This is a genomic window from Streptomyces sp. NPDC051315, assembly GCF_044455165.1.
Classification (GTDB): domain Bacteria; phylum Actinomycetota; class Actinomycetes; order Streptomycetales; family Streptomycetaceae; genus Streptomyces.
In genome coordinates this window covers 555838-572271 of sequence record NZ_JBITEN010000002.1, presented here as the reverse complement: position 1 = coordinate 572271, position 16434 = coordinate 555838, and the positions used below count along the sequence as shown (strand labels likewise).

Annotated in this window: 16 protein-coding genes; 5 read left to right on the top strand and 11 right to left on the bottom strand. The window is 72.4% G+C overall.

The annotated features are described in order from the left end of the window. Positions 1-14: 14 nt before the first annotated feature. Complete coding sequence (locus ACIBBD_RS05575; protein WP_399417985.1) at positions 15-1739, top strand: cation acetate symporter; 1725 nt, start codon at positions 15-17, stop codon at positions 1737-1739. Next, positions 1736-2941, top strand: coding sequence for a sensor histidine kinase (locus tag ACIBBD_RS05570; RefSeq protein ID WP_399417984.1), 1206 nt, complete (start codon positions 1736-1738; stop codon positions 2939-2941). Before ACIBBD_RS05575 ends, ACIBBD_RS05570 begins: the two co-directional genes overlap by 4 nt. A gap of 178 nt (positions 2942-3119) precedes the next feature. Here ACIBBD_RS05570 and ACIBBD_RS05565 read toward each other — a convergent pair whose 3' ends face one another. From ACIBBD_RS05565 to ACIBBD_RS05545, 5 genes are all read right to left on the bottom strand, one after another. Then, positions 3120-3290, bottom strand: coding sequence for a hypothetical protein (locus ACIBBD_RS05565; protein WP_399417983.1), 171 nt, complete (start codon positions 3288-3290; stop codon positions 3120-3122). Positions 3291-3724: 434 nt separating this feature from the next. Next, positions 3725-4675 (bottom strand): cytochrome c oxidase assembly protein, encoded by a 951-nt coding sequence (locus ACIBBD_RS05560; protein ID WP_399417982.1) that lies wholly within the window; start codon positions 4673-4675, stop codon positions 3725-3727. Between the two features lie 108 nt (positions 4676-4783). Continuing rightward, the gene (locus ACIBBD_RS05555; protein WP_399417981.1) at positions 4784-5809 is read right to left on the bottom strand and encodes a 6-phosphofructokinase; all 1026 of its coding nucleotides are present in this window, start codon (positions 5807-5809) and stop codon (positions 4784-4786) included. A 217-nt stretch (positions 5810-6026) separates the two neighbouring features. Next, the gene (locus tag ACIBBD_RS05550) at positions 6027-6755 is read right to left on the bottom strand and encodes a type 1 glutamine amidotransferase (RefSeq protein ID WP_399417980.1); all 729 of its coding nucleotides are present in this window, start codon (positions 6753-6755) and stop codon (positions 6027-6029) included. A gap of 20 nt (positions 6756-6775) precedes the next feature. Further along, positions 6776-8014: a MurT ligase domain-containing protein gene (locus tag ACIBBD_RS05545; RefSeq protein ID WP_399417979.1), complete on the bottom strand. Its 1239-nt coding sequence runs from the start codon at positions 8012-8014 to the stop codon at positions 6776-6778. A gap of 158 nt (positions 8015-8172) precedes the next feature. Between ACIBBD_RS05545 and def the strand changes: the two genes are divergently transcribed. Next, positions 8173-8727 carry a peptide deformylase gene (gene def / locus ACIBBD_RS05540; RefSeq protein ID WP_399417978.1) on the top strand — a complete coding sequence of 185 codons (555 nt, stop codon included), beginning with the start codon at positions 8173-8175 and terminating at the stop codon, positions 8725-8727. 78 nt (positions 8728-8805) lie between these two features. Here the strand turns inward: def and ACIBBD_RS05535 are convergent, their stop codons facing one another. Further along, positions 8806-9447, bottom strand: coding sequence for a TetR family transcriptional regulator (locus ACIBBD_RS05535; RefSeq protein ID WP_399417977.1), 642 nt, complete (start codon positions 9445-9447; stop codon positions 8806-8808). Between the two features lie 170 nt (positions 9448-9617). Here ACIBBD_RS05535 and ACIBBD_RS05530 point away from each other — a divergent pair, with 170 nt between their 5' ends. Then, a complete protein-coding gene (locus ACIBBD_RS05530; RefSeq protein WP_399417976.1) occupies positions 9618-10844 on the top strand; it encodes an acyl-CoA dehydrogenase family protein in 1227 nt (408 codons plus the stop codon). 186 nt (positions 10845-11030) lie between these two features. Here ACIBBD_RS05530 and ACIBBD_RS05525 read toward each other — a convergent pair whose 3' ends face one another. The 5 genes from ACIBBD_RS05525 to ACIBBD_RS05505 all read right to left on the bottom strand — a co-directional run bounded on the left by ACIBBD_RS05525 (position 11031) and on the right by ACIBBD_RS05505 (position 15751). Then, positions 11031-11267, bottom strand: coding sequence for a DUF6213 family protein (locus ACIBBD_RS05525; protein WP_399417975.1), 237 nt, complete (start codon positions 11265-11267; stop codon positions 11031-11033). A gap of 25 nt (positions 11268-11292) precedes the next feature. Next, positions 11293-12678, bottom strand: a complete 1386-nt coding sequence (locus tag ACIBBD_RS05520; RefSeq protein WP_399417974.1) for an NADP-dependent succinic semialdehyde dehydrogenase — start codon at positions 12676-12678, stop codon at positions 11293-11295. Between the two features lie 75 nt (positions 12679-12753). Then, positions 12754-13218, bottom strand: a complete 465-nt coding sequence (locus ACIBBD_RS05515) for an NUDIX domain-containing protein (protein ID WP_399417973.1) — start codon at positions 13216-13218, stop codon at positions 12754-12756. Next, entirely contained in the window at positions 13215-14753 is a 1539-nt protein-coding gene (locus ACIBBD_RS05510) for an ATP-dependent DNA ligase (protein ID WP_399417972.1), read from the bottom strand. Before ACIBBD_RS05510 ends, ACIBBD_RS05515 begins: the two co-directional genes overlap by 4 nt. Positions 14754-14782: 29 nt before the next feature. After that, positions 14783-15751, bottom strand: coding sequence for an NAD(P)/FAD-dependent oxidoreductase (locus ACIBBD_RS05505; protein WP_399417971.1), 969 nt, complete (start codon positions 15749-15751; stop codon positions 14783-14785). Between the two features lie 78 nt (positions 15752-15829). On the opposite strand from ACIBBD_RS05505, the gene ACIBBD_RS05500 reads away from it, so the two are divergent. Continuing rightward, positions 15830-16411, top strand: coding sequence for a helix-turn-helix domain-containing protein (locus ACIBBD_RS05500; protein WP_399417970.1), 582 nt, complete (start codon positions 15830-15832; stop codon positions 16409-16411). Positions 16412-16434: the final 23 nt, after the last annotated feature.

Genomic DNA, 16434 nt, shown 5'->3' with positions numbered 1-16434 from the left:
AAGCCCGAAGACCGATGAACTCCACCTTCGCCGTCCCCGCCGTCGCCCTCGTCGTCGTGGCGACCGTGCTCGTCGGCGCCTTCGGCCTGCGCATCTCCCGCACCACCTCCGACTTCTACGTCGCCTCCCGCACCGTCGGCCCCCGCCTCAACGCGGCCGCCATCAGCGGCGAGTACCTCTCCGCCGCCTCCTTCCTCGGCATCGCCGGCCTGGTCCTCGTCCAGGGCCCGGACATGCTCTGGTACCCGGTCGGCTACACCGCCGGATACCTGGTGCTGCTGCTGTTCGTCGCCGCCCCGCTGCGCCGCTCCGGCGCCTACACCCTCCCCGACTTCGCCGAGGCCCGCCTCGCCTCCCAGGCGGTACGACGGCTCGCGGGCGCCTTCGTCGTCGGCGTCGGCTGGCTCTACCTGCTGCCCCAGCTCCAGGGCGCGGGGCTGACCCTGACCGTCCTCACCGGCGCGCCCGACACCCTCGGCGGGCTGATCGTCGCCGTCGTCGTCACCGCGACCGTCGCCGCGGGCGGCATGCGCAGCATCACCTTCGTGCAGGCCTTCCAGTACTGGCTCAAACTCACCGCGCTCCTGGTCCCCGCCCTCTTCCTCGTCCTCGCCTGGCAGGACGACGGCGCCCCCCGGCACGCCTTCCGGGAACCGCCCGCCTTCCGCGAACAGCGCTCCGTCCGCGTCGACGCCACCCTCGACCTCCGACTGGATGGGCCCCTGACCGTGACCGTGACCGGCACGGTCGACGGCCGCCCGCACCACGACGCGGAACTCCGCCTGGCGGCCGGCACCCACCGCATCGAGGAGGGCACCCGCCTCGCCTTCGCGCGGGGCACCGCCGTCCCCACCGCCGACCCCGGCAGCACCGGCGGCATGTCCACCTCCCTCGCCTCCGGCCGGGACGAACGCCCCCTGTACGCCACGTACGGGCTGATCCTCGCGACCTTCCTCGGCACCATGGGCCTGCCGCACGTCGTCGTCCGCTTCTACACCAGCCCGCACGGCGTCGCCGCCCGCCGCACCACCGTCGCCGTCCTCGCCCTCATCGGCGGCTTCTACCTCCTGCCGCCCCTCTACGGCGCCCTCGGCCGCCTGTACGCACCCGAGCTCGCCCTCACCGGCGACGCCGACGCCGCCGTCCTGCTCCTGCCCGACCGGGTGATCGGCGGTCTCGGCGGCGACCTGCTCGGCGCGCTGGTCGCCGGCGGTGCCTTCGCCGCGTTCCTGTCCACCGCCTCCGGGCTGACCATGGCCGTGGCGGGCGTGCTCACCCAGGACGTCCTGCCCGCGCGCGGGGTGCGCCACTTCCGGCTCGGCACCGGCCTCGCGATGGCCGTACCGCTCGCGGCGAGCGTGCTGGTGGGCGGGCTGCCGGTGGCCGACGCGGTCGGACTCGCCTTCGCCGTCTCCGCGTCCTCCTTCTGCCCGCTGCTCGTCCTCGGCATCTGGTGGCGGCGGCTGACCCCGCCCGGCGCGGCCGCCGGGATGCTCGTGGGCGGCGGCTGCGCGTTCGCCGCGGTCGCCGCGACCATGGCGGGCCTGCCGGTGACGGGCACCCCGCACGCCCTGCTCGCCTGGCCCGCCGTGTGGTCGGTACCGCTGGGCTTCCTCACCATGATCCTGGTGTCCCTGGCCACCCCGGGCCGGGTGCCGGCCGGGACGGCGGCGATCCTGGCCCGCTTCCACCTGCCGGAGGAACTGCGCGCGGAGGAGCTGAGGGAGGTGAAGGCATGAGCGGCTTCCTGGCGGGCCTGTGCATCGCGATCCTCCCCTTCCTCGCCGTCGGCTTCTGGCTCGGCCGGCGCACCGCACGCCCCGAGAACCTCGGCGGCCTCGGCACCCCCGTCGAGCACGCCACCTTCCAGACCCTGCACACCGCCTCCCTCGCGGCACCCCCGCTGCGGGCCGGTCTGACGGAGGAGACGGCCCGCAAGTCCGCCCGCCGCCTGCGCACCCTCCTCGGCACGGACGCCCTGTGCCTGACGGACCGGGGGCAGGTCCTGGTCTGGGACGGGGTGGGCGCCCACCACCGCACCGAGATCATGGCCCGCCTGGCCGGCCCGCTGGACACCGGCCGGGGCGAGGCCTTCCCGCTGACCTGCGCCGCCCCCGACTGCCCCGTGCGCTGGGCCGTCGTCGCCCCGCTCACCGTCGACGACCGCGTGCACGGCGCCCTCGTCGTCTGCGCGCCCCGCGAGTCCGCCGTCCTCGTCCGCGCCGCGGGCGAGGTGGCCCGCTGGGTGAGCGTCCAACTGGAACTGGCCGACCTCGACCAGTCCCGCACCCGCCTCATCGAAGCCGAGATCAAGGCCCTGCGCGCCCAGATCTCCCCGCACTTCATCTTCAACTCGCTCGCGGTGATCGCGTCGTTCGTCCGCACCGATCCCGAACGCGCCCGCGAACTGCTCCTGGAGTTCGCCGACTTCACCCGCTACTCGTTCCGCCGGCACGGCGACTTCACCACCCTCGCCGACGAGCTCCACGCCATCGACCACTACCTGGCGCTGGTCCGCGCCCGCTTCGGCGACCGCCTCTCCGTCACCCTGCAGATCGCCCCCGAGGTCCTCCCGGTCGCCCTGCCCTTCCTCTGCCTCCAGCCCCTGGTGGAGAACGCCGTCAAGCACGGCCTGGAGGGCAAGGCCGACAAGTGCCACATCCGGATCACCGCCCAGGACACCGGCGCCGAGGCCCTCGTCGTCATCGAGGACGACGGCGCCGGCATGGATCCGGTCCTGCTCCGCCGCATCCTGGCGGGCGAGGTCAGCCCGTCCGGCGGCATCGGCCTGTCCAACGTCGACGACCGGCTCCGCCAGGTGTACGGCGACGACTACGGGCTGGTCATCGAGACCGCCCTCGGGGCGGGCATGAAGATCACCGCCCGGCTGCCCAAGTACCAGCCGGGGGTGCACTCCGCGGCGCGGCTGAGGCCCGAGTAAGAGCTCCGGACAAAAGGGGAGCCCGATCAGCTCGCGGCGTCCGGTGCGTGCGATCGCAAGACGCCGGAAGGTCCTGGTAGCCGAGCTACCAGGACCTTCCGGCAACGCGGCGAGCGTGCGTGCCGGGCGTCGCGAGCCGGGCTCCCCTTTTGTCCGGAGCTCCAACCCCCGCCGTGTGTCAGGTCGTGCGCATCACGACCAGGGTGAGGGTGATCAGCCCGAGCACGACCCAGCCGAACCACAGCCAGCCGTTGCTGCCGAGCGCCACCGTGTAGGCCGTCACCACCACGAGCCCGCCGAGGGTGAGCACCCCCATCGTCTTCGTGGAACCGTCCGTGGAACCGGGCATCGCGACACCCTCCTCCGGCACACCCTCCTCAGGGTGCGTCCCCCTCCATGGTGCCCCCGATCCGTGTCCGCGCAGGTGTGGACGACGGAACGCGTTCCGGACGTCCCGGCTCCGCCGCCGGTCCACGGGCCGGATCCGTACACCGACGGGTCGCAGCCGGGACCGCCCGCGCGCACGCCGGGTCCGACTCCGTGCGCGCCGCGACCAGCACGCCCGCCGTTCCCCCGATCGGGTGAAACCGATCACCGGCTCGTCGTACGGCCCGGAGCCCGACACCAGCCGGGGGGGCCCGGTGGACCGGGTCCGCGCGCCCGGCCCCGCGGCCCGCGGCGCCACGACCTCGCCGAGCAGGGCCTTCACGGCCCGGCGAGCAGGGGCCTCGGTGACCCCGGCGAGCGGGAGTCCGCGACCTCGCCGTCCGGCCGTCGCGCCTCTCAGCCCCGGCGGGCGTTCAGTGAGGCCAGATAGGCGTTGTACGCCTCGAGCTCCTTGTCACCGTCCCGGTCGGCGGCCCGGTCCGCGCGCTTGGCCTGCCGCTGCTCGGAGCCGTACCACTGGAACAGCAGAGCGATCAGCACCAGCACCGACGGGATCTCACTGAAGGCCCAGGCGATGCCGCCGGCCGCGTTCTGGTCGGAGAGCGCGTCGATGCCGAGGGAGGCGGGCGGATTCCTGAACGACTCGACCATCGGTGTCGACGCCATCATCAGCGCGATGCCGAAGAACGCGTGGAAGGGCATGCCCGCGAACAGTTCCAGCATCCGCATCAGGTACCCCGGCCGGTGCGGCCCGGGGTCCACGCCGATGATCGGCCAGAAGAACACGACACCGACGGCGAGGAAGTGCACCATCATCGCGGTGTGCCCCGTCCTGGAGCCCATCAGGAAGTCGAAGAGCGGGGTGAAGTACAGCGCGTACAGGCTCGCGATGAACAGCGGGATCGTGAACGCGGGGTGCGTGATGACCCGCATGTACCGGCTGTGCAGCAGCATCAGCAGCAGCTCGCGCGGCCCCTTGCGTCCCCTCCCCGCCGTCGGCAGCGCGCGCAGCGCCAGCGTGACCGGGGCGCCGAGCAGGACCAGGATCGGCGTCAGCATGCTGATCACCATGTGCTGCACCATGTGCACGCTGAACATGACCATGCCGTAGTCGTTCAGCCTGGTGCACATCACCAGCGCCACGGTCAGCACACCGGCCACGTAGGAGACGGTCCGCGCCACCGGCCACGCGTCCCCGCGCCGCCGCAGCCGTACGACGCCCCACGCGTACAGGCCCAGCCCGACCAGACAGGCGATGAGGAAGAACGGGTCCGCCGACCACTGAAGCCCCCGCCCCAGCGTGAACGGCGGCAGATCCATGGTCATGCCGTGCCCGCCGTGATCCATTACCGTCGGCTCCTGATTCGTGGGGGGATGTGCGTTTCCTGCCGCCCCAAGAGTAGGACTGCCCCCGGCGACTCCTGTCACCGGGGGCAGCCGCAGTCGCCGGGGCGGCTACAGCACGGTCTCCGCTTCCGCGTACCGCTCCGCCGGAACGGTCTTCAGCGTCTCCACGGCCTCGGCCAGCGACACCATCACGATGTCCGTCCCCCGCAGGGCCGTCATCATCCCGAACTCACCCCGGTGCACCGCCTCAACGGCGTGCCATCCGAAGCGGGTGGCGAGCACCCGGTCGTACGCGGTCGGCGTACCACCTCGCTGCACATGCCCGAGGATCACCGGGCGGGCCTCCTTGCCGAGCCGGGACTCCAGCTCGATCGACAGCTGCCGGGCGATGCCGGCGAACCGCTCGTGCCCGTAGATGTCCTTGCCGCCCTCGTCGAAGGCCATGCTGCCGGGCGCCGGCTTGGCGCCCTCCGCCGCCACGACGATCGCGAACCGCTTCCCCGCCTCGAACCGCTCGCCCACCCGCCGGGCCAGCTCCTCGATGTCGAAGGGCCGTTCCGGTACGACGATGGCGTGGGCGCCGGCCGCCATGCCGGAGTGCAGCGCTATCCAGCCGGTGTGGCGTCCCATGACCTCGACGACCAGCACCCGCTGGTGGGACTCGGCGGTGGTCTTCAGCCGGTCGAGAGCGTCCGTCGCCACGCCCACGGCCGTGTCGAAGCCGAAGGTGACGTCGGTGACGGCGATGTCGTTGTCGATGGTCTTCGGCACGCCCACGATCGGCAGGCCGCTGTCCGACATCAGGCGGGCGGCCTTGAGGGTGCCCTCACCGCCGATCGGGATGATGGCGTCGAGGCCGAGCTCCGCGACGTGACCGCGGGCCCGTTCCACACCGTCCCGCAGGTGCGAGGGCTGGACGCGGGAGGAACCGAGGATCGTGCCGCCGCGGGCGAGGATGCCGCCCACCGCGTCGAGGTCGAGCTTGAGGTAGTCGCACTCCAGGAGGCCCTTCCAGCCGTCCCGGAAGCCGATGACCTCGTCGCCGTGGTCGGCGACGGCACGGTGCACGACGGACCGGATGACGGCGTTCAGGCCGGGGCAGTCGCCGCCGGACGTGAGGACACCAATGCGCATAGCCCGAAACAACCTTCTTGACGTGGGCCGGGTCCGGACCACGTTGTCCGGCTCGATTCCCCGCCACCCTAGCGGCACGAGGGGGCGGGGCCGAAGCACACGTCCGCCTGCTGGACGCGCCCGCTCACCTGTGCGGACGCACCGTCAGACGGGCTGCTGACGGCGCCCCGACAATCAGGTGAACGTCCAGGTGGGCGGGCAGCCGGACCTCCCGCTGTCAGGCAGGCTGCTGCGCCGCCGCGATGCGCTCGTTGCGCAGCGCCTCGTACCAGCGGTCGTCGATCGGCGGGAGCGCGTTCACGTCGAGCGCCAGCTTCAGCAGCAGGTCCCCGATGAGCGGGTTGCGGGCGAGCACCGGGCCGTGCATGTAGGTGCCGAACACGGTGTCGTTGTACGCGCCCTCGGTGCCGTCGCCGGTGCCGTTGCCCTTGCCGAGCTGGACCCGGGCGAAGGGGCGGGCGGTCGGGCCGAGGTGGGTGACGCCCTGGTGGTTCTCGAAGCCGGTCAGCGGCGGCAGGCCCAGCCGGGGGTCGATGTCGGCGAGGACGTCGCCGACGCACCGCTCGCCCTGGCCGCGCGTCGTGGTGACGTCGAGCAGGCCGAGGCCCGGCTGGCGCTGCCCGAGGTCGTTGACGAACTCGTGGCCCAGGATCTGGTAGCCGGCGCACACGGCGAACACGATCGCGCCGTTCTGCACCGCCTGGTACAGGTGTCCGTCGCGGCGCAGCCGCTCGGCCGCGAGCCGCTGCGGACGGTCCTCGCCACCGCCGATCAGGTAGATGTCGCCGGAGGTCGGGATCGGCTGGTCGCTGCGCACGTCCAGACGCGCCACGTCGAGGCCGCGCTGGCGCGCCCGGCGCTCCACGACCAGGACGTTGCCCTGGTCGCCGTAGGTGCTGAGCAGGTCCGGGTACACCCAGACGACCCGCAGCTGATTGTCGCTCATCACGTGATGGTCCCTCGTGCTCAGTTGCCGACGCGGCGGCGCAGGTCCTGGAAGGCGGTGTAGTTCGCGATGACCTCGATGCGGCCCGGCGGAGCCATCTGGACCGCCTGGTCGATGCTCTCGCACACCTGGAAGTGCTGGTTGGCGACCTCCAGACGCACCGCGAGGTCCAGCTTGCGGTCGCCGATGACGAAGATCGGGTGGCCGGTGAGCCGGGTGTAGTCGACGTCCCACAGCCAGGAGGTGTCGGTGCCGTCGGCGCCGCGCGCGTTCACCGACAGGATGACCGGGGTGGGCGGAGGATCGATCAGGCTGAACGTCTCGAGCCAGCCCGCCGGGTTCTTCGCGAGCAGCAGCCGCAGGTCGCGCTGCATGAACTGGACGACGTCGTAGCGTCCGGCGACGGCCTGCACCTGGTACATGCGCTCCAGCGCGACCTGCGGCGGCACCCCGAAGACGGCCGCCACGGCGGCCGAGGAGGCGGCGTTCGCCTTGTTGGCGCGGCCCGGCAGCTGGAGGTGGATCGGCCACGCGGAGCCGTGCGGGTCGAGGACGTGGTCACCGGAGAGCGCCCAGCTCGGCGTGGGCCGGCGGAACCCGCACTCGCCGCAGAACCAGTCGTCGCCCGGACGCTGCATCACGCCACCGCAGGACGGGCAGGACCAGGCGTCGTCCTTCCACATCTGGCCGGCGGCGACCCAGACGACGTTGGGGGAGGAGGACGCGGCCCACACCACCAGCGGGTCGTCGGCGTTGGCGACGATGACGGCCTTGGACCCGGCCAGCCCCTCGCGCCAGTTCTCCGCGAGCATGCGGGTCTCGGCGGCGCGGTCGAGCTGGTCGCGGGAGAGGTTGAGCAGGGCGATGCACTTCGGGGCGGTGTCGCGGGCCACGCCCGCCAGGTACTTCTCGTCGACCTCGATGACGCCGTACCTGGCGTCGGAACCGCCCGCCAGGGCCGAGGTGATGCCGGCCGGCATGTTGGCACCGAGCGCGTTGGAGACGACCGGGCCCGCGGCGCGCAGCGCCTCCGCGATGAGACGGGTGGTCGTCGTCTTGCCGTTGGTCGCCGACACGAGGACGACGTCCAGGTTCTGGGCGAGCCGGGCAAGGAGGTCGGGGTCGAGTTTCAGCGCCACCCGGCCGCCGATCACCGAACCGCTGCCGCGTCCAGCGGCACGCGACGCCGCCGCGACCGCCTTGCCCGCGGTCACGGCGATCTTGGCCCGCGGCGTGAGCGGGTCCGAGTTGCCTGCCATCAGTTCTCGATCCTCCTTGCGTACGCGCCGCGCCTGAAGCCTGACGGCAACGTGGTAGGTGGTCAGCCTATCGAGATCCATTCGCACACCCGAATCGCGGCACCACCTCACGCCGCCTACGGCATGCGCGTGTCAGAAAGGACCGTACCCTTGCCGCCATGCGACACGGCTCCATCCCGGGCGCCCGCGGGCAGGTCCGGCCTCTCACTCTGCTCGGTGACCCCGTCCTGCGGGAACCCTGCCGCGAGGTGACCGACTTCGGCCCCGGACTCGCCCGCCTCGTCGAGGACATGTTCGCCACGATGTACGCGGCCCGGGGCGTCGGCCTGGCCGCCAACCAGGTGGGGGAGGCCCTGCGGGTGTTCGTGTACGACTGCCCCGACGACGAGGACGTCCGCCACCTGGGACATGTCGTGAACCCGCGCCTGGTGGAGGCGGACGGGCTCGTCCTGCGAGGTCCGGAGGGCTGCCTGTCCCTGCCGGGGCTGGAGGCGGGGACGGAGCGCTACGACCACGCGGTGGTCGAGGGGCGCACGGTCACGGGCGATCCGGTCACCGTGCACGGCACCGGATTCTTTGCCAGATGCCTGCAGCACGAGTGCGATCACCTGGAGGGGACGGTCTACGCGGACCGGGTCACCGGCTGGCGCCGGAGGAGACTGATGCGCCAGGTGACGCGGGCCTCCTGGGCAAGGGGGAGTGGACCTGCGTGAGGGCGCGCGGTGAACCGCACGGACGGATCCCCGCGGGGAACTGCGCGACCGCTTCCGTCCGCACACGCGCCGTGGACCTCAGAACCCGGGGCCACCCATCTTGTCCCCCGCGGCGGCCAGCCGGCCCCACAGCAGGTCGGCCAGACTCCGCACGAGCTCGGCCCGGGAGCAGGGCCGCTCACCCAGCCACCAGTCCCCGGCCGCGTGCATCATCCCGACGATCCCGTGCCCCCACACACGGGCCAGCTGCTGACTCCCGGGCCCGAGGTCCAGCCGTTCCTCGATGACCTGGGCCAGTTCCTCGCCCATCCGCCGCAGCAGGGGAGCCGAGTGCTTGCCGACGTCGAACCCCTGGTCACCGGACGACCCCTCGGCCGGATGCATGAGGAAGCGGTACACCTGGGGCCGTGCCTCGATCGCCGCGAGGTAGGTGTCGAGGGTGGCCTCGACCCGCTCCCGGCGCTCGGCGGGGGCGTCCAGCGCCGCCCGCAGCGAGTCCAGCAGCGCGTCGGTGTGCCGCTTGGCGAGGGCGGCGTACAGCCCGCCCTTGTCCCCGAAGTGGCGGTACAGGATCGGCTTGGTGATGCCGGCCTCGGCGGCGATCGCGTTCATCGACGCCTGGGGCCCGTCCCGGAGCACCACTCTGTCCGCGGCCTCCAGCAGCTCGCGTCGTCGGCGGTCGGCGGACCGCTGCTGCTCGGTCCGCTGTGTGGTGTCCATGAGCTCTCCCCACCCGTGCTGATTCGGTGACGCCTGCGCAAACTAACACCTGCCAGGCGTCCGGGATCGAACGGGTTGCCGAGGTGACATCAGGAGTTGACTTTTCCTACCGACCGGTAACAGACTCGGGGTTACCGCTAGTAACACGCACTGCCGCCGCTGGAGGGGACATGGCCGAGTTCACCATGGAGCTCAACGACGAACAGAAGGAGGTCCGGGACTGGCTGCACGGCTTCGCGGCCGACGTCATCCGCCCCGCGGCCGCCGAATGGGACGAGCGTGAGGAGACTCCCTGGCCGGTCATCCAGGAGGCCGCGAAGGTCGGCATCTACTCCCTCGACTTCTATGCCCAGCAGTACTTCGACCCCACCGGCCTCGGTATCCCGATGGCCATGGAGGAGCTGTTCTGGGGCGACGCGGGCATCGCCCTCTCCATCGTAGGCACCGGTCTCGCCGCCGTGGGCGTCCTCGCCAACGGAACCGAGGAGCAGATCGGCACCTGGATCCCGCAGATGTACGGCGACGCCAACGATGTCAAGGTCGCCGCCTTCTGCTCCTCCGAGCCCGACGCCGGCTCCGACGTCGCCTCCATGCGCACGCGTGCCGTGTACGACGAGGCCAAGGACGAGTGGGTGATCAACGGCACCAAGACGTGGGCCACCAACGGCGGCATCGCCAACGTCCACGTGGTCGTCGCGGTCGTCGACCCCGAGCTGGGCTCCAAGGGCCACGCGTCCTTCATCATCCCGCCGAACACGCCCGGCCTCGCCCAGGGCCAGAAGTTCAAGAAGCACGGCATCCGCGCCTCGCACACCGCCGAGGTGATCCTGGACAACGTGCGCGTTCCCGGTTCCTGCCTGCTCGGCGGCAAGGAGAAGCTGGACGAGCGGCTGGCGCGGGCCAGGGAGCGGGCCAGGGCCGGCGGTGAGCGGGTGAAGAACGCGGCCATGGCCACCTTCGAGGCCTCGCGGCCCGCGGTCGGCGCGATGGCCGTCGGTACCGCCCGCGCCGCCTACGAGGTCGCCCTCGACTACGCCATGACGCGGGAGCAGTTCGGGCGGCCGATCATCGACAACCAGGGTGTGGCCTTCCAGCTGGCGGACATGCGCACGTCCATCGACGCGGCGCGGCTGCTGGTCTGGCGTGCCTCCTGGATGGCGATCAACGGCAAGCCGTTCACGGCGGCCGAGGGCTCGATGTCCAAGCTCTTCGCGAGCGAGACGGCGAAGAAGGTCACGGCCCAGGCCATCCAGATCCTCGGCGGCAACGGTTACACGCGGGAGTACCCGGTCGAGCGGATGCACCGGGACGCGGCCATCTACACGATCTTCGAGGGGACGAGCGAGATCCAGCGGCTCGTCATCGCCCGGACCCTGTCCGGGATGCCCATCCGGTAACGCGGGGCGGGGAGCTGCGCGATGCGGTCCTCGGGCGCGTCGCGGCTTGTCGCGCAGTTCCCCGCGCTCTCTGGCCGGCTGTCCCGCCGTCCGCCGTCGAGGTGCCGCCGTGTGCGCCCACCCAGGAGCGTGGGCAACCGCGCGATCGGCCACAACCGGCATGCGCCCGGCAACGAGACGCGCCTCTCACGGAGTGGTCCCGCTGCTGTGGGCGATGCACGCCACATCGATCCGATCCGCCAGCTTCGCCAGCTCGATCGTCAGCGCGGCCACCGTGTCCTCGTCCAGCCCCTCCGCCCCGGCCTCGACGAGGTGCAGCCACCGGCCGCCCAACGTCCGCAGCAGCTTGCTCACGTCGGCCGCGGCCACCTGCAAGTGCCCGCGGTCGTCGACGATCAGAGGCAGAGTCACTTCGCGGTTCACAGACGGGATCGTAGCCGTGGAAGCGTCACGCACCGTGCCAAACGGTGGTGATGTTGCAGAACTCCCTGATTCCGTGCCCGGACAGCTCACGCCCGTAGCCCGACCGCTTGACCCCGCCGAACGGGAACGCCGGGTGGGAGGCCGTCATGCCGTTGACGTACACGCCGCCCGCCTCCAGATCCCGTACAAAACGGTCGACCTCGGCCTCGTCCCGCGTCCAGACGTTGGAACTCAGGCCGAACGGCGAGTCGTTGGCGATGAGGACGGCCTCGTCCAGGTCGGCGGCCCGGTACAGCGTCGCGACCGGACCGAAGGCCTCCTCGCGGTGGATGCGCATCTCGCGGGTGACACCGGCCAGGACGGTCGGCGGGTAGTACCAGCCGGGCCCGTCCGGCCGCTCCCCGCCGCACAGCACGCTCGCGCCGCCGCGCCTCGCGTCGTCCACCAGTTCCTCCAGGTCGTCCCGCCCCCGTTCGCTCGCCAGCGGGCCGACCTCGGTGTCCTCCTCCAGCGGGTCGCCGACCTTGAGCGCCTTCATCCCCTCGGTGAAGCGCTCGGCGAACCGGTCGTACACGTCCGTGTGGACGATGAACCGCTTGGCGGCGATGCACGACTGCCCGTTGTTCTGCACCCGCGCCGTCACCGCGACCTCGGCGGCCCGGTCGACGTCCGCGGACGGCATGACGACGAACGGGTCGCTGCCGCCCAGTTCCAGCACCGTCTTCTTGATCATCTCGCCGGCCGTGGAGGCGACCGCGCGGCCCGCGGGCTCGCTGCCGGTGAGGGTGGCCGCCCTGATCCGCTCGTCGCGCAGCAGGTCGTCGACCGCGCCGGAGCCGATGAGCAGGGTCTGGAAGCAGCCCTCGGGGAAGCCCGCCCGGTGCAACAGGTCCTCCAGGTAGAGGGCGGTCTGAGGCACGTTCGAGGCGTGCTTGAGCAGGCCCACGTTGCCCGCCATCAGCGCGGGCGCGGCGAAGCGGACCACCTGCCACAGCGGGAAGTTCCACGGCATCACCGCGAGCACCGGCCCCATCGGCCGGTAGCGGACCAGGGCCCGGGAGGCGCCGGAGTCCCTCACGTCGGCCTCGGCCGGCTCCTCGTCGGTGAGCAGCGCCTCGGCGTGCTCGGCGTACCAGCGCATCGCCTTGGCGCACTTCGCGGCCTCCGCCCGCGCCTGCTTGACCGGCTTGCCCATCTCGGTGGTCATCACCCGGGCGATCTCCGGTCCGTCCTCGTCGAGGAGGTCGGCGGCCCGGTTCAGCAGCCGGGCGCGCTCGGCGAACGCCGTCGTGCGATACGTGCGGAACGTGGCCTGCGCGAGCTGGAGCCGGCGTTCGAGCTCCTCCTCGTCCATGGCCTCGTACGTCTTGAGCGTCTCGCCGTTCGCCGGGTTCACCGTTGCGATGGGCATGACCGACCTCCTGGAGTACTGGCTGTGCTTCGACCTTCGCGCGCCGCGCCGAGCCCCGCAACGCGACGCGTCCGCTCAGCCCGAGTGCTCCGCCAGCCGGTCCAGAAACGCGGCCTGGGCCCGCACGATCACCTCGCGCGCCCGGTCCAGGCCGTACCAGGCGACCCGGTCCAGTTCGGGGAACTCCCGGGTCCGCCCGGACCGCGGCGGCCACTCCATGACGAAGGTGCCGGGCTCGATCACCGCCGGATCGAAGTCCGCCTCGACCGCCCAGGCCGTGACGATCTTGCCGTTCGTCTGCCGGACCTCCCCGAGCGGGATCGCCTCGCCGTCCGGCGGCGCGACCCCCAGTTCCTCCCGGAACTCGCGGCGGGCGGCCTCCCAGGCCGGCTCGTCGGGCTCGTACTCGCCCTTCGGCACGGTCCACGCTCCGGCGTCCTTGCGCGCGAAGAACGGGCCGCCCATGTGTCCCAGCAGCACCTCCAGGCCGCCGTCGCCCCGCCGGAACAGCAGCAGGCCCGCGCTGTGCCTGGCCGTCACGGCCGCACCTCCGGGTGTGCGGCGAGCAGCGTCTCCACGGTGTCCGCCTCCTCGGGTCGCTTGTCCTCCCGGTAGCGGATCACCCGGGCGAAGCGCAGGGTGACGCCGGCCGGGTAGCGGGTGGAGCGCTGCAGGCCGTCGTAGGCGATCTCGACGACGAGTTCGGGGCGCACGGTCACCACCCAGCCGTCGTCCTCGACGGCCAGCTCGCTCAGGCGCTCGGTCTGCCAGGTGAGCATCGCGTCGGTCATGCCCTTGAAGGTCTTGCCGAGCATGGCGAAGCCGCCGTCGGCGGTGCGGGCGCCGAGGTGCAGGTTGGACAGCTTGCCGGTGCGCCGCCCGTGGCCCCGCTCGGCGGCCAGGACCACCAGGTCGAGCGTGTGCACGGGCTTGACCTTCAGCCAGGACGCGCCGCGCCGGCCCGCGCTGTACGGCGCGTCGAGGGACTTCACGACCACGCCCTCATGGCCGCGCAGCAGGGTCTCCTCGAGGAACTCCTCCGCCGCCGGGAGATCCTGCGCGCCGGACACGACCGTGCGCCGCACCCGCATCGGCTCGGGCACCAGCCGGGCCAGCTCCGCGTGGCGTTCGGTGAAGGGCAGGTCGAGCAGGTCCCGGTCGTCCACCGACAGCGCGTCGAAGAAGACGGGGGAGACGGGGACCGTCCGGGCGGCCGTCGCCACGTCCACGCGGGAGCCGACACGGCCCGCGGTCTCCTGGAAGGAGCGGGGCCGGCCGGTGTCGTCGAAGGCGATGACCTCGCCGTCCAGGACGAACCGCCCGCCTGCCAGCTCCAGCGCGGCGGAGGTCAGTTCGGGCAGGCGGTCGGTGATGTCGTCGAGGGTGCGGGTGTAGATCCGCACGCTGTCACCGTCCCGGTGGACCTGGACGCGGATGCCGTCCAGTTTCTCCTCGACCGCGCAGGCGCCGAGCTTGCCGACCGCCTCGGTCACCGAGGAGGCGGTGTGGGCGAGCATCGGCAGGACCGGGCGGCCGACGGTGAGCCGGAACCGGTCCAGGGCGGCCGCCCCGTCCGTGAGCAGCGCCTGCGCCACCGTCTGCAGCGAGCCGGCCAGCATCACCGCCCGCCGCACGTGGGTCGAGGGCGCCCCGGTCGCCTCGGCCAGCCCCTCCACCGCGACCGCGTCCAGCGCGCCCTGCCGGACCTCGCCGGTGATGAGCCCGAGGAGGAAGCGCTGCTCCTCCGCGGTGGCCGCGCCCATCAACTCCCCGACCAGGCGGGCCCGTTCGGCCTGGGAGCCGGGGCCCGCCACCTGGCCGAGCTCGGTGAGCCGGGCGTCCACCTCGCGCACGGTCAGACTCGGCGCGTCGGCCGGGGCGACCGGGCGGCCCAGCACCTTCCAGCCGACGCCGAGCCGGCCCTGGGGGAGCCGTCCGGCCAGGTAGGGGATGACGATCGGCACGTCGTCCGCCTCCGCGTCCCGGAAGAGCTCGGCGAGCAGGGCGATCTTGCGGGAGCGCGCCGAGGTGGCGGCGACCTCGCGGGACACGTCGGCGAGCCGGGTCAGCAGCATGCAGCCATGGTGCAACGCCGGCGTGCCGACTACACCTGGACGGTCCCCTGCGCACCCCGGACCGCCGCGTCCAGGTCGCTCATCAGCAGCTCCCCGTTGATCGCGGCCCCCGCCCGGTAACCGCGGCTCGCCGCGTTGACGACCTGCTCGGCGATTCCGGAGGCATTGCCCGCCGCCCACAGCCCGGGGACGGTCGTCAGGCCCCGGCCGTCGACCACGGGGTAGACGCCGAAGGGGGTCTGCTCCATCTCGGCGCCCAGCCGGCGCAGCAGGTCGGTCCCCGGGACCGCCCGGGGCGCGACGAACAGGGTCTCGCGGGCGTGGACGGTGCCGTCCACGAGCCGGACGCCGGTCAGCCGGTCCTCCTCGACGACGACCCCGGCCACCTCGCCGGGGACCACGTCGACCCCGGCGGCGGCGAGCCGGCGCAGGTCCACGTCGGACAGTTCCTCCTCGGCGACCGTGTTGAGGAAGAACGTCACGTCCTTCGACCACTGGGTCACCATCAGCGCCTGGTGCACGCTCAGCGGGCTCGTCGCGAGCACACCGAAGGCCTGGTCGCGCACCTCCCACCCGTGGCAGTACGGGCAGTGCAGCACGTCCCGGCCGAAGCGCGCGGCGAGGCCGTCGACCGGGGGCAGCTCGTCCCTCAGGCCGGTGGCGACCACGAGGGCCCGGGCGTGGACGGTCCTCCCTCCCGCGAGCCGCACGGCGAAGTCCTCGCCCTTCGTGGCGTCCACCGCCCGGTCCCGCACCAGCTCCACGCCGTAGCGGGCGATCTCCTCGCGGCCCACCGCCAGGAACTCGGCGGGCGGCATCCCGTCCCGGGACAGGTAGCCCTGCATGTGGGCGGCGGGCGCGTTGCGCGGCTCGCCCGCGTCGACGACCAGGGTGCGGCGCCGGGCCCGGCCCAGGACGAGGGCGGCGGACAGGCCCGCGGCTCCGCCGCCGATCACGATCACTTCGTAGCCGTCGCTCACTTCGTGGTTTCCGGTCATGTGTGACCACCTCCACGGGCACGGTCGCTCGCCCACTGCGGCATTGACAAACCCGTTTGCCGAAACTGCAATGACTCCATGAGTGACGACGTCATGGAAGAGGTCCTCGCCGAGGTCGGTCCGCGGCTGCGGCGGATCCGCAAGGAGCGGGGAGCGACGCTGGCCGGGCTGTCCGAGGCGACCGGTATCTCGGTGAGCACGCTCTCCCGGCTGGAGTCGGGCCTGCGCAGGCCCAGCCTGGAGCTGCTGCTGCCGATCGCGCGGGCGCACGAGGTGGCGCTGGACGAACTGGTGGGGGCACCCTCGGTGCGCGATCCCCGGGTGCGCGCCCAGCCGATCGTGCGGCACGGGCGCACCTACTGGCCGCTGACCCGTCAGCCAGGCGGCCTCCAGGCCTTCAAGGTGCTGGTGCCGCGGGCCACGGACGAGCCGGAGCCGCGCACCCACGAGGGCTATGAGTGGCTCTACGTGCTGGCCGGGCGGTTGCGGCTGGTCCTCGGTGATCACGACATCGTGCTGACGGCGGGGGAGGCCGTCGAGTTCGACACCCGGGTGCCGCACTGGTTCGGATCGACGGGGGAGGGGCCGGCGGAGTTCCTCAGCCTGTTCGGACCGCAGGGCGAGCGGATGCACGTGCGGGCGCGTCCCAAGCGGTCGTGAGGAGCGTCACGGGTTCCCTCTTG